The following is a 12920-nucleotide window of genomic DNA, read 5'->3' on the forward strand; positions in this document are numbered from 1 at the left end:
GCTGGCGGGCCGGTTCGACCGAGTGTCCCCGTCCATGCCCCAGTCACTGCACAAGTCGAATGCGCGCGGCCTGTCGATAGCGCCCTGTCTCATGTCGCATTGCCGAGGGGCTGGTCAGCCCCGACCGCGATACCCGGGCACATCCTGATCGGGAATCCAGACGCCTTTGGGCGGGTCACCGGTGGCGAAGAAGACATCGATCGGGATGCCGCCGCGCGGGTACCAATAGCCACCAATGCGCAGCCAGACCGGCTCGATTTCCCGTACCAGGCGTTGTCCGATCCCTGTGGTGCAGGCTTCATGGAAAGCGCCATGATTGCGGAAGCTGCCAAGATAGAGCTTCAGCGACTTGCTCTCCACGATCCAGTCACGCGGGACATAGTCAATGACCAGATGGGCAAAATCCGGCGCTCCGGTCACCGGGCAAAGCGAGGTGAATTCGGGGCAGACAAAGCGCGTCATGTAGGGGGCGTCACACGGATTGGCGACGCGTTCCAACGCGGCAGTTTCCGGATTGTCGGGCAGCGGGGTTGCGGACCCAAGCTGGCCAAGATTGTCGTAGCGATCATCTGTCATGGCGCCGACTTAATCCCCGGCCCGCCGCGAGGCAAGCCTGTCAGTTGACCTGGACCTCGTCCGGGACCGGCATCGCGGTGCGGGAAAAAACCCGACGAATGGTGAAGCTCGACACTAGACGCGTCACGCCCGGGAGGCTGGACAGGACTTCTCGGTGAACGCGCTCATAGTCATTGGCATCGCGCACCAGCACCCGCACCAGATAATCCGCATCCCCGCTCATGAGATAGCATTCCATCACTTCGGGAACATGCTCGACCGCCTCTTCAAAGGCGACAAGCGTATCGCGCTTCTGATTGTCGAGCGTGACCTGGACATACACCGTGATGCCGCGGCCCAGCGCGAGTTCCGACAGAATCGCCACATATCGATCAATCACCCCGGCACTTTCCAGCGCCTTGACCCGGCGATGACAGGCCGACGCCGACAGTCCGACCCGCTCGGCAAGCTCGGCATTGGTCAGCCGCCCCTGTTCCTGCAGACGATTGAGGATGGCGATATCAACGCTATCAAGTCGCAAGGCACACTCTCCCGATCGACAAAGAAAACTCCGCATATCATTCTGGATTATTGCGAAACGCTGGTATATACGTCGCGAACAGCACCGAATGTTGCACGATAATTCACAACAGCCGGTCGAAGTTGTCAATTTCAATCGCGCAGGCCGCTTTCCGATCGGGATTATCGAAGGAAGCCGCGTACTGCCCAGCCCTTGAGGGATGATCATGCGTATCGGGGTACCCAGAGAAATCAAAGTCCGCGAATACCGGGTTGGCCTGACGCCCAACAGCGTCGCGGAATTCGTTCGTCACGGACACGAGGTCGTCGTCGAAACCAATGCCGGCGAAGGCATCGGTTTCACCAATGACGACTACATCGCGGCGGGCGCATCGATCCTTCCGGACGCGGCCGCCGTCTTTGACGCTGCGGAGATGATCGTCAAGGTGAAGGAGCCGCAGCCGTCCGAGACGGCAATGCTGAAGCCGCACCACACCCTCTACACCTATCTCCACCTCGCCGCCGATCCGGTTCAGGCCGAAGGACTGCGCAAATCAGGCTGTCTGTCGATCGCCTATGAAACGGTCACCGATCGCGATGGCCGCCTGCCCCTGCTCACGCCGATGAGCCAGGTCGCCGGGCGCATGTCCGTCTCCGTCGCAGCCCACTGCCTGATGAAGGCCCAGGGCGGTCGTGGCACGATGCTGGGCGGCGTGCCCGGCGTGCTGCCGGCCAAGGTCGTGATCATCGGTGGCGGTGTCGCCGGTACCCATGCAGCCGAAATGGCCATCGGTGCCCGCGCCGATGTGACTGTATTCGATCGCTCCAACCGCCGCCTGGCCGAGCTGGACGAGCAATTCTCCGGTGCCGTGAAGACCGCCTACTCGACCCAGGCCGCTCTCCAGGACGCCGTTCGTGAAGCCGACGTCGTCATCGGCGCCGTGCTGATCCCGGGCGCCGCGGCGCCCAAACTGGTGACGCGCGAGATGCTCAAGGAGATGAAGGACGGCGCTGTGCTCGTCGACATCGCCATCGACCAGGGCGGCTGCTTTGAAACCTCCAAGGCCACAACCCATGACGACCCGACCTACATCATCGACGGGGTCGTGCATTATTGTGTCGCCAACATGCCGGGCGCCTATGCCCGCACCTCCACGCTGGCCCTCAACAACGCGACCCTGCCGCTCGGTCTGGAGATCGCCAACAAGGGCACAAAGCGGGCCATCAACGAGAATGCTCACCTGCGCGAAGGCCTGACCACGGCCGATGGGGAAGTCTGCCACAAGCTGGTCGCCGACGACCTGGGATTGCCTTGCGTCAAGCCGGACTGGCTGAACGCCTGACCCTCGACACTGCGGGTCATGCCCGGGCGTCAACATCATCGAGGCGGGTGCCACAGGGTGCCCGCCTCTTTGCTTTTTGGCGCTGGCACGGTTACAGCGTGCAACTGTCACAAGAATCGTGGAGCCTGTGACAAACAGGCCGTCGGGGAAGCGCGGCCGCATGGGGACAGTGAACGTGCCGAACCGCTATGATCTGGTCATCTTCGATTTCGATGGAACCCTGGCCGACAGCCTGACCTGGTTCCGCGGTGAATTGCCCGACCTGGTCGACAAGCACGGCCTCGCGCCCATTTGCGCTGACCGGGCCGAGTCGCTGCGCGGGCTGACGCCCAAGGCGATCATGGACGCGCTGTCCATCCCGACCTGGAAAATACCGTTCATCGCCGCAGATGTGCGTGCCCGCGCCGCGGAAAATGTCGACAAGATCCACCTGTTCGACGGGATCCGGGATCTGGTCGCCGACCTTGTCGAGCGCGGCATCGAGCTGGCCGTGGTGTCATCGAATGGCGAGACCGCCGTGCGCGCGGTCATGGGTGAACAACTGGCCGGCCAGTTCAGCCAGTTCGCCTGCGGTGCGGCGCTGTTCGGCAAGGCGTCCATATTCCGCAAGGTGATCAGTCGGGCGGGCACCACGCCGGCGCGAACCCTGTGCGTCGGCGATGAGGTCCGCGACATCGATGCAGCGCGAGACGCGGGCTGCGCCTCCGGTGCCGTTGATTGGGGTTTTGCAACGGCTGAGATTCTTGCGGCCCAATCCCCCACTCACCTGTTCGGCCGACCGTCCGAAATCGTCGCTCATCTGAGCCACAACGACACCTGTCAGGCCAACGCCTGACCCCCCATCGCGGGGCGTTTGCACACAATACCCCGCCCGGCCTTCACCGGACGGGATGACTGTGGAAACACCGTCGATTGCCTAACCGAGCAGGCGAGCCCGGGCCGCGTCGTACTCGGCCTTGAGCTGATCGATATAATCGGCGGCCGGACGAACCTGCCTGACCGAGCCGATCCCCTGGCCAGAACCCCAGATATCCTTCCAGGCTTTGGCCTTGGAGCCTCCGCCGGAGCCGAAATTCATCGCCGACGGGTCGCTCTCCGGCAGCGCGTCCGGATCAAGGCCGGCATCAATGATCGAGGCCTTGAGATAATTGCCGTGCACGCCGGTAAACAGGTTGGTGTAGACAATGTCCTCGGCCGACCCGTCCACAATCCCCTGTTTGTAGGCGTCCTCCGCGCGCGCTTCCGCCGTGGCGATGAAGGCCGAGCCGATATAGGCGTAGTCGGCACCCATCGCCTGTGCGGCCAGAACGCCGCCGCCGGTGGAGATGGCACCGGAACACAGGATCGGTCCGTCAAACCAGGCCCGGGTCTCGGCAATGAAGCCAAAGGGGGACAGGGCGCCCGCATGACCGCCCGCTCCCGCCGACACGCATATCAGCCCCGTGGCTCCCTTCTCGATCGCCTTGTGAGCGAAACGTTGGTTGATGACATCATGCAGCGTGATGCCGCCCCAGCTTTTTACCGCCGTGTTGACTTCCTCGCGCGCGCCGAGCGAGGTGATGACCACCGGGACCTTGTATTTCTCGCAAAGCGCGATGTCTTCCTCGAGGCGGTTGTTGGACCGATGGACGATCTGGTTGACCGCGAACGGTGCCGCCGGCGAGTCCGGATTGGCGCGATTATAGCTCTCCAGTTCGGACGTGATCTGGTCCAGCCACTCATCCAGCTGGCTGACCGGGCGGGCGTTGAGCGACGGAAACGAGCCGACAATACCCGCCTTGCACTGGGCAATGACAAGGTCGGGATTGGATATGATGAAAAGCGGCGCGCCTATGACGGGCAGGCGCAGCTTCCCTTTGAGAATATCGGGTTCGGCCATGGGTTGCTCCCCTCTTTGATCGACCAGGCTCGCGACCGCTTCTGTGGCAGCTCGCGATTGAACAGGGTTCAGGGCGGACGTTAGAGAGAGCGGTATGGGATGTCGAGCACGCCGTGAAGCAGGTTACTCATCATGGCTGGCAGCCGCCTGCACGCCCTCGGCCGCGCCTGAAAAGACCAGGGCGACGATCAGGCCGGTCAGGGCGCTACCCGTGAGAAGCCAGCCAAGCAGCCAACCACCGGCAAACAGGCCGGCATCGATGAGGAGACGTCTTGTCATTCCCGCATAAGGCCCGCCGATCCCGGCCAAGATAAGGCCGTTTGGAGGCAGGTTCAGCGGGAGACGGTGTCCTTCGGTCCCGGTTGCACGGCGACAATTGGCCCGCCACCGCTTGGCGGCGACGTCAATCCGGTGGCGCGTCGACATGGGCCCACATGTAATAGGCCAGCCAGGACCTGTATGGCTTGAACAGCGCGGCGGTGCGGACGGTCTTGCGGCGCTTGGATGTCAGGCGCTCAAGCGTCTTTCGGGCCGCCACATCTCCGTCCGGCCAGACATCCTGCTCACCGAAGTAGAAAATGTTCATCATGTCGGCTGTCCATTGACCGACGCCCCAAATTTCGGTCAGGCGTTCGGTCCGACCGGCCAGCGACATGGCTCGCAAGGCCTCGGTATCCAGGCCGACCGATCGGTGTGTTTCCGCTATGGTGATGATGGTGCGTGTCTTGGCGCCGGAGAGACCGCAGGCGCGCAAGGTTTCGGTATTCTCGGGACAGAAATGATCCAGCAACGGCCCTCCCCCGGCGCTGGCCTCGACCCGGCCCCAAATGCTTTGCGCCGCCTTCACGGATATCTGTTGGCCGGAAATCGCCCGGCACAGGTAATCGGGGAATGGCAGGTCATTGCGCTGTGGCAATTCGAGCGGTCCAAGACGACGGATGGCGGCCTCAAGATCCGGGAAGAGCGGGGCGGATGCATTCACCAAATGGGCGTGGACGTCATGGCTGGACATGCTGTCACGCTATAGCCGCTCCGCCCGGCCGTCGATAGTCCATGCCGGACGGCTCGCCTGCCAAGCCTGCATTGCGGCACTGGTCCGCGGCCCGTCCTTTGGGGTAGACCGGTGCCCAGGGTCGCTTTGTGAAGCGGGAGACTCACGCATGAAGACCTTTCGCCTGATGAGCCAGATCCACCTGTGGCTTGGAGCCGCGTTCGGCGTCCAGGTCATGCTGTGGCTGATTTCGGGTCTGGCCATGGTGCTGATTCCCATCGAATCCATTCGCGGGGAGCACCTCAGATCGGACGAACCCACGCCGGCAATTGATTGGGCCGACCGCGCCCTGCCTCTGGCGGAGATCATTGATGGACAGTCGCTCACCGTGCTTTCGGCGCGGACCGGCATGCTCGCCGACACTCCGGTCTGGCGACTGGAAACTCCGGCCGGGCCGGTCATGGTCGACGCTATCGCCGGTCAGTCCCTGACCCCCGTCAGCGAGGCCCTGGCCACACAAATCGCACTGTCGCGCCAGATCGGTCTTGGCGAGATTGTGTCTGTCACCTCGCTCGACAGCCCGCCCCGTGAAGCCGGCCTGTCAGTACCCGCCTGGAGGATCGAGTTCGCGGCCGGCGAAACAACGCCCCCGACCACTTTTTACATCAACAGCCGGACCGGCGAGCTGCGCGCGGTGCGTACCGCGGCCTGGCGGATTTATGACATCTTCTGGGGCATTCACATCATGGACTGGTCGAGCCGGGAGAATTTCAATTCCTGGTGGATCAAGGTAACCTCGATCATCGCCATCCTGTTCGGCCTGACCGGCGTCTATCTGACCGTCCATCGGCTGTGGATGATGGCCCGGCGGCGGAAGGCGGAACGGCTCGGAGGCGGCGGATCCTGAACGTCGCGGACGACCAACGACGGTATGGAAAGCTGGTGCGGGCGGCCGGACTTGAACCGGCACGACCTTGCGGTCGACAGATTTTAAGTCTGCTGCGTCTACCGATTCCGCCACGCCCGCAGGTCGGTATCGGGCAATCCTACACCGCTTCGCCGCACTGGCCATAGGGTCGGTCAGGTATCGCGCAGCCAGTTTCCATCAGCATCGATCACGCCGCCATCGCGCAGAATGTCCTGCACCGGCTGCAGGGCTTCTGCATGGCGTTTCCATCGCCCGATGGAGCTGGAATAGAGCGGCTGGCGGACCTGGACCGAGCTCGCGGTCGCCACGCTGCCGGCCTGGTTGTGGAAGTCGAGGCAGGCCGGGTCCCAGTCGAGGCCGCAATGGTCGATCAGGCGCCGCGCCTCCCCCTCAAGGTCACCAACAATGTCCTCGTAGGCGACCTCGGTGTAGCGATCGGCCGGCAGGCTTTCTGCCCAATGCGCCCGAAGTCGGTCAAAGTAGAGATAGTAACGGGCGCAATCGGCCAACTCGTAGGCATAATTGTAATAGGAAAAACTGGTCGCGAAGAGCTGGCGGTAATTGCTGAGGCAGGCATCGAGCGGGTGACGGCGCAGGCAGATGAGACGGGCTCCGGGCAAGGCCCGGTGAATATGGCCGGCCCAGACGATATTGAGCGGCATCTTGTCGGTAAATCGAACGGCATCACCGGCCAGGCCCGACACGCTCGCCTCATAGGCCTGCCCGAGTGCGGCCGGATCAACGGTCGCAGTCGCCTCGAGGGTGGCAGCGTCCATCACGAAGGCCCCCGCTGTCCTTGCCATCTGTTTGGCCAAAAGCGCGAAATTCGACAACTCCCCCAGTGACCGGACGCAAGGGTGCGCCCCGAGTATCCGGTCGATCAGCGTCGTGCCCGTTCGCGGCAGGCCGACAATGAAGACGGGACGATCGCTCACCTTGCCGGACGCCGGCTCTGCCGTTTTTGCCACCAAAGCGCCGGCCGCCGCCGCATAAATCTCGGCATCCATTGCCGTGTCGTATTGGCGGCTGGCACTGACACCGGCCTTGGCTCGACCGAGCCAGACCAACGCCTCGTCATCTCGGCCCAAATCCTCGAGGGATTTTGCGATGGCATGTCCGAGATGAAGCTGCGCCTCCTGATTCGTCGGATCGCGGGCCTCGAACGCCGTGACCAGCGCGTCGATCCGGTTGTCCTCTTCCGTCTGGCGGCGCAGGCCAACCACCGCGGACAGCGCCTTGACGTGTCCGGGTTCAATTTCCAGCGTTCGCTCATAGCCAGCGGCCGCCAGGTCGAACGCGCCGGCGAACTGCTGCGAGGCCGCCAGATTGTAATGGTAAGCGGCGCGATGGTCGTCGTGGGCCACGGCGGCCTCAAAAAGCGCAATCGCTGAGGCATGATCGCCGAGCCGGGTATGGACCACGCCGATCGTGTCGAATGTCAGCGCATCCGTCGGTCCCAACTCCGCGGCCCGCGCCGCCGCATCTGCCGCCGCCTCGCGGCGCTGGAGCGCCAAAAGCGACTTGGCCTTGTGCGCATGGAAGCGCGGATCGGACGGCACCAGCGCCAGCGCGCGATCCAGGATCTCGATCGCCTTCGTAGGATTGTCGTGATCCGCCGTGAGCAGGGCCAGCAGGAAATAGGCCTCGGCATCGGGGCCATGGCTTTGCAGAACCGCGAGGCAAAGTCGGTGCGCTTCCCGGTAGTTTTTCGACTCCAGCGCGGCGGCCGCCTTGGACAATTGCGATTCGGATAGCGAGGTCATTGACTTGCCCGTCTGTACGCGCGGTCGCGCCGGGCCACCTTCCGACACGTCGGCGAAGCCGCTTCGCCGACATAGCGTGCTACTTGGGCAACAGGTCTGTCAGGAAAACAGGAATGTGACACGAATTTAACGCCCGGCAATTGCTTTCGTTTGAAACGAAAGACCATGATTAACACACAAATTCATTCGGAGAATCCAGTCATGGCCGCAAAATCCCGAGCATCACTCCGCTCACGTCTCGCCTGTTCGATCAGCGTGCTCGCCCTGCCGCTCGCCGGAATGGCGGCCACAGGCACTGCACAGGCCCAGTCGGCCAGCGGGGCTTCGCAGGATGTTATCGTCGTCACCGCGACGCGTCGCTCGGAGACGGTCCAGGATGTACCGCTCAACATCGCAGCCATCGGCGGCGACCAGATTGAAGAACAAGGCTTTGAGGACCTCGCCGATGCGCTCGCCTATGTGCCGGGCATCAACATCGTCGATCGCGGGGGCCGTCAGGGCAATCCGATCATCGTCCGCGGCCTGAATGCCGACCCGATCGGGTCGGGCGACGGCAATAATGACGGTGGCGGAACGGTCGCCACCTATCTCGGCGAGATCCCGCTCTTCATCGACCTGAAGATGAATGATCTCGAGCGCGTCGAGGTCCTGCTCGGACCGCAGGGTACGCTCTATGGTGCCGGTACGCTGGGCGGTGCAATCCGCTACATTCCGAACCGTCCGCAATTCGACAGCAACATGCTGCAGATCCGCTCGTCCTTTTACCAGTACTCCGAAGCCGACTCACCGTCGGCTGATATCGGCTTCACCTTCAACCACTCGGTGTCCGACACCTTCGCCATCCGTGGCTCGCTCGACGTGCTTCAGGACAGCGGATTTACCGATTACAGCTACCGCGTCCGCGAGCCGGGCGTGTCGAACCCGAACCCCGACTTCAACAATGCGGCCGATGTTGCCTCCAACCTGGCTCCGGTCCGTGATGCCGACGGCGAAGAGGCCGTCTCCGGTCGCATCGCCGCCCGCTGGGCCCCGACCGACTGGTTCGACGCCACCGCGACCTACTACTTCCAGAACCAGGATATTGAAGGCCGCCAGGTGTCATCGCGCCGCTCGGGAATCGGCGCCGGTCAATACGAGTCCGCCCTTCGCGTCCTTGAGCCGATCGAGCGTAACAATGAATTGTTCGCCCTCGAGCTGACTGCCGATCTCGGTTTCGCGGAATTGACCTCGGCCACCGGCTTTGGACGCTATGATGCCGACGGCCAACGCGACCAGACAGACCTGTTGATCTCTCTGGAATACTCCTACGAGAGCTTCCCCAGCTTCACGGCCTTTACCCGCGAACTGACCGAGAACGAGTTCTTCAACCAGGAAGTCCGCCTTGTTTCGACCTATGAGAGCCAGTTCAACTGGATCATCGGCGCCTACTACAACAAGGGTGAATTCGTCGGCTCATCCCAGGAGTTCACACCGAACTACTCGGCCTATGTGAACGCCAATTTCGCGTTCGGGCTGACCGAGAACCCGACCGATCTCGAGTATTTTTCGACCTCCAATACCGAACTGACCGAAAGCGCCTTCTTCGGCGAACTTGGCTGGGATATCACGGACCGCTTGTCCATTACCGTGGGCGGTCGCTATTACGAGTACGAGCTGGAATCGGTATCGACCGTGGACTTCCCGCTGTTCGAGCCGCCAACCTTCACGGCCCTCACCCTCGACGAAATCCGCAACCTCGCCTTCGATCCAGCGCTGGCCCAGTCGGATGACGGTTTCCTCTACAAGTTCAATATCGCCTACGATCTGTCCGACGAAATCCTGGCCTATTTCACGGTCTCGGAAGGCTATCGGATCGGTGGCTCCAACGGTCTGGGCCCGTGCCCGGCCTTTGATCCGGCCGCGACCCAGGGCGCCTGCGCGCTCGCACCGGGTCAGCAATATGGTCCCAACCCTGGTGATATTGCCCAGTTTGACGAGCGCCAGTTCGGCCCCGATCAGACCACCAATTACGAGCTCGGCGCCAAGACCACCTGGGCTGACGGGGCGGTGACGCTGAACGGCGCGATCTTCCTTGTTGAATGGACCGGCCCCCAGGTTTCCTCGGCAACGGTCAACGCCAACATCCCGATCACCATCAACGCCGACGGCGCCGAGTCGAAGGGCTTCGAGCTGCAGGGTTCCTGGCAGGTGGCGCACAATTTCGAACTGCGCGGCACCTACTCCTTCACCCAGTCCGAGCTGACCGCCGACGTGCCCTTCCTGGTCCGTACGATCACGCCTCCGGGCTTCGGCACGGCGTTCGAGAATGGCGAAGCCGGCGACCGGCTTCCCGGTTCACCGGAGACGCAAGCCTCGGTCTTCGGTCGCTATAGCGTCGACATGGCGGACGGCGCCCAGCTCAACTACAACCTGGGTGTGTCCTACACCGGTGACATCCTGACCCGTACCGGTGGTCGCGGCAGCAGCGTCACGCTGGACAGCTATTTCGTTGCCAATGGCTCGATCAATTATGATGCCGGCGATTGGGGCGCGACGCTCTTCATCAACAATATCGCCAATGAGTACATCGAGACAGGTATCCGCGGGACATCCCTGTCGAACCAGACCGTCAATGGTCATATCGTGCGCAGCCACTATGCCAACGTGGCTCCGCCGCGTACCATTGGGGTCCGTTTCTACTACCAGTTCGGCGATTGATCGCGAGCCGGTCAGTGACCCCAAACAAGAAGAGCCGCACCATGATGGTGCGGCTCTTTTTTTGTTTGCGACCCGGATTGCCTGATCAGGGTTTGTCCCGGGCCTCATCCGCCCGGGCGGCCTGATCGACCAGGTCGAGGAACTCGGCCCGATATCCGAACGCATCGTCACCCAAGGCACCGGCGGCATCAGCCCGTATCGCGGCCCAGTCATAGCCATCGGCCAGCCAGGGGTCGCCGCGCAGCCTTTGGGCGAAGCCGGCAACCGCGAACGAGAAACGTGCCTCCTGCGGGGCCGCAGCAATGTCCGACTGTGCATCAGCATCGGTGACAGCGCGCTCGATCAGGCGGCTCTCGTCTTCGCCCGGGCGCTTGTAGCGCAGGCGCAGGAAGCCGAACTCCCCGTCGAGGTCGGGCTCGGCCCGTGCCGCACCGCCATAGCGAAGCGGCTCCATCAACACACCCTCCGATCCCGGCGCGGCGATTTCATAGATCGCTGTCACCGAATGGCCGGACCCGATCTCGCCGGCATCGACTGCATCATTGTTGAAATCGGCCCGCTCCAGCAAACGGGTCTCATAACCGATGAGCCGGTATTCGGCGACACGGGCCGGATTGAACTCGACCTGGATCTTGACGTCGTTGGCGATCGGGAAGAGCGAGGAAAAACTCTCCTCCACCAGCATGCGCCGGGCTTCCTGACGGCTGTCGATATAGGCCGCTGTTCCATTGCCCGCCTGGGCGATGGTCTGCATCATCTGATCGTTGTAATTGCCGCGACCAAAGCCCATCACCGACAGGTAGATGCCGCTATCGCGCTTGCGGGCGACAAAGTCTTCCAGGCGCTCGTCCCGGGTGACGCCGACATTGAAATCGCCATCGGTCAGCAACATCACCCGATTGACCGCGTCAGCGTCGAAATTCTGTTCGGCGAGATCATAGGCCAGCGCCAGCCCGGCGCCGCCGGCAGTCGAGCCGCCGGCCCGGAGCCGATCCAGCGCCCGGTGGATCTCGCGGGCATCACGGGCCTCGGTCGGCGGCAATACCGCCCCGGCGGCGCCGGCATAGACCACCAGGGCCACGGTGTCGTCCGGCTCCAGCTCATCAACCAGCATGTGCATCGCCTGAAGCGCCAGCGGTAGCTTGTCCGGCGCGTTCATCGATCCTGACACATCGATCAGGAAGACCAGATTGGCGCGTGGTCGGTTCTCGGGGATGATCTCATAGCCCTGGATACCGATATGCATCAGCTGGGTGTCGGCATTCCACGGCGTGGGCGTCACCGTGACATGGGTCGCGAACGGCTCGTCCGGCCCCGCCGGCAACGCGTAGTCATAGTCGAAATAATTGACCATCTCCTCGATCCGCACCGCATCGGTGGGCGGCAGGCGGCCAGCTTCCAGCGAGTTCCGCACGAGCGAATAGCTGGCCGTGTCGACATCGATCGAGAAGGTCGAGACCGGCGCGTCGGCGGTCGACATCACCGGATTGGGAGTAACATCCTCATAGCGTTCACGGTCGACGAGCTCCGGCTGGGAAGCCGCTCCGATCATCGTCAAGGCTTCAGAGCTGATTGTTTGAAGCGGCGACGGAGCGACTGTATCACTGCGTCGAATTCGCGACCCGGTGACCGTCACCATCTCATCCATCGCTGCCGGCGGAGGCGGCGGAGGCGGAGGGGTCGGCGGCGCGGACGACGGTGGCGGTGGCGGCGGCGTTTCAACCGTCGCTGTGCAAGCCGCAAGCATGGCCAGGCCAGCCGTGCCGATCAGAAGAACGCGTTTCATGGTAATCCCTTCCGGTCCCGAATTCCCTCAATCGGCAGACTGCCGGCGCTCCACGACCGCGGCAAGTCGAAACAAGGGCCAATTCGAGGCAGGCCGGATGAGGACCGGGTCGTTCCCGGTGGCCGGACAATGGGCCTGCCATGATTGGGTCGAACCTTGATCTCGCGTCCGGCGACGTGCGCCAGACGCGGCAATCTCTCCGCTTTCGAGTTATGGCAGGAATTGCGCTGTCGCCCGGCCGCAAGCATGTCTTGGTCTTGGGCTGCGGATTGGCGGTTGTCATTTCTGGGACCGGACGCAAGAACGCCCCCGTGAGTGTCACGGGGGCGTTTTTGTATTTGAACTGAGTGGAGGGATTTCCTGTTGGATCTGTCGTGCAGACCGGGCAGCGACCTACTCTCCCACACCTTAAGATGCAGTACCATCGGCGCTCGGGGTCTTAACGGTCGTGTTCGGGAT

Annotated in this window: 11 protein-coding genes and 1 tRNA gene; 4 read left to right on the forward strand and 8 right to left on the reverse strand. The window is 62.8% G+C overall.

Annotation, left to right across the window (positions count from 1 at the left end):
* Positions 1 to 114 precede the first annotated feature (114 nt).
* On the reverse strand, positions 115 to 576 hold the full coding sequence (gene queF, locus VOI18_RS12190; RefSeq protein ID WP_323762691.1) for a preQ(1) synthase: 462 nt from the start codon (positions 574 to 576) through the stop codon (positions 115 to 117).
* Between the two features lie 40 nt (positions 577 to 616).
* Positions 617 to 1096 (reverse strand): Lrp/AsnC family transcriptional regulator, encoded by a 480-nt coding sequence (locus VOI18_RS12195; RefSeq protein ID WP_323762692.1) that lies wholly within the window; start codon positions 1094 to 1096, stop codon positions 617 to 619.
* A 205-nt stretch (positions 1097 to 1301) separates the two neighbouring features.
* On the opposite strand from VOI18_RS12195, the gene ald reads away from it, so the two are divergent.
* Together ald and VOI18_RS12205 are read left to right on the forward strand one after the other, a co-directional pair.
* Positions 1302 to 2417, forward strand: a complete 1116-nt coding sequence (ald, locus tag VOI18_RS12200) for an alanine dehydrogenase (protein WP_323762693.1) — start codon at positions 1302 to 1304, stop codon at positions 2415 to 2417.
* A gap of 175 nt (positions 2418 to 2592) precedes the next feature.
* Entirely contained in the window at positions 2593 to 3252 is a 660-nt protein-coding gene (locus tag VOI18_RS12205; RefSeq protein ID WP_323762694.1) for an HAD hydrolase-like protein, read from the forward strand.
* A gap of 81 nt (positions 3253 to 3333) precedes the next feature.
* On the opposite strand, the gene VOI18_RS12210 is transcribed toward VOI18_RS12205, so the two are convergent.
* The 3 genes from VOI18_RS12210 to VOI18_RS12220 all read right to left on the reverse strand — a co-directional run bounded on the left by VOI18_RS12210 (position 3334) and on the right by VOI18_RS12220 (position 5308).
* On the reverse strand, positions 3334 to 4296 hold the full coding sequence (locus VOI18_RS12210; protein WP_323762695.1) for a nitronate monooxygenase family protein: 963 nt from the start codon (positions 4294 to 4296) through the stop codon (positions 3334 to 3336).
* A gap of 123 nt (positions 4297 to 4419) precedes the next feature.
* On the reverse strand, positions 4420 to 4575 hold the full coding sequence (locus VOI18_RS12215; RefSeq protein WP_323762696.1) for a hypothetical protein: 156 nt from the start codon (positions 4573 to 4575) through the stop codon (positions 4420 to 4422).
* A 124-nt stretch (positions 4576 to 4699) separates the two neighbouring features.
* Positions 4700 to 5308: a DNA-3-methyladenine glycosylase 2 family protein gene (locus VOI18_RS12220; protein WP_323762697.1), complete on the reverse strand. Its 609-nt coding sequence runs from the start codon at positions 5306 to 5308 to the stop codon at positions 4700 to 4702.
* A 148-nt stretch (positions 5309 to 5456) separates the two neighbouring features.
* Between VOI18_RS12220 and VOI18_RS12225 the strand changes: the two genes are divergently transcribed.
* Positions 5457 to 6194, forward strand: coding sequence for a hypothetical protein (locus tag VOI18_RS12225; RefSeq protein WP_323762698.1), 738 nt, complete (start codon positions 5457 to 5459; stop codon positions 6192 to 6194).
* 33 nt (positions 6195 to 6227) lie between these two features.
* On the opposite strand, the gene VOI18_RS12230 is transcribed toward VOI18_RS12225, so the two are convergent.
* Positions 6228 to 6314: transfer RNA gene (locus VOI18_RS12230), tRNA-Leu, on the reverse strand.
* Positions 6315 to 6367: 53 nt separating this feature from the next.
* Entirely contained in the window at positions 6368 to 7978 is a 1611-nt protein-coding gene (locus VOI18_RS12235; RefSeq protein ID WP_323762699.1) for a tetratricopeptide repeat-containing sulfotransferase family protein, read from the reverse strand.
* Between the two features lie 201 nt (positions 7979 to 8179).
* On the opposite strand from VOI18_RS12235, the gene VOI18_RS12240 reads away from it, so the two are divergent.
* The gene (locus tag VOI18_RS12240; RefSeq protein WP_323762700.1) at positions 8180 to 10675 is read left to right on the forward strand and encodes a TonB-dependent receptor; all 2496 of its coding nucleotides are present in this window, start codon (positions 8180 to 8182) and stop codon (positions 10673 to 10675) included.
* An 85-nt stretch (positions 10676 to 10760) separates the two neighbouring features.
* Here the strand turns inward: VOI18_RS12240 and VOI18_RS12245 are convergent, their stop codons facing one another.
* Positions 10761 to 12461, reverse strand: a complete 1701-nt coding sequence (locus tag VOI18_RS12245) for a VWA domain-containing protein (protein WP_323762701.1) — start codon at positions 12459 to 12461, stop codon at positions 10761 to 10763.
* Positions 12462 to 12920: the final 459 nt, after the last annotated feature.

Origin of the sequence: Maricaulis sp. (genome assembly GCF_034670125.1) — a bacterium.
Lineage (GTDB): Bacteria > Pseudomonadota > Alphaproteobacteria > Caulobacterales > Maricaulaceae > Maricaulis.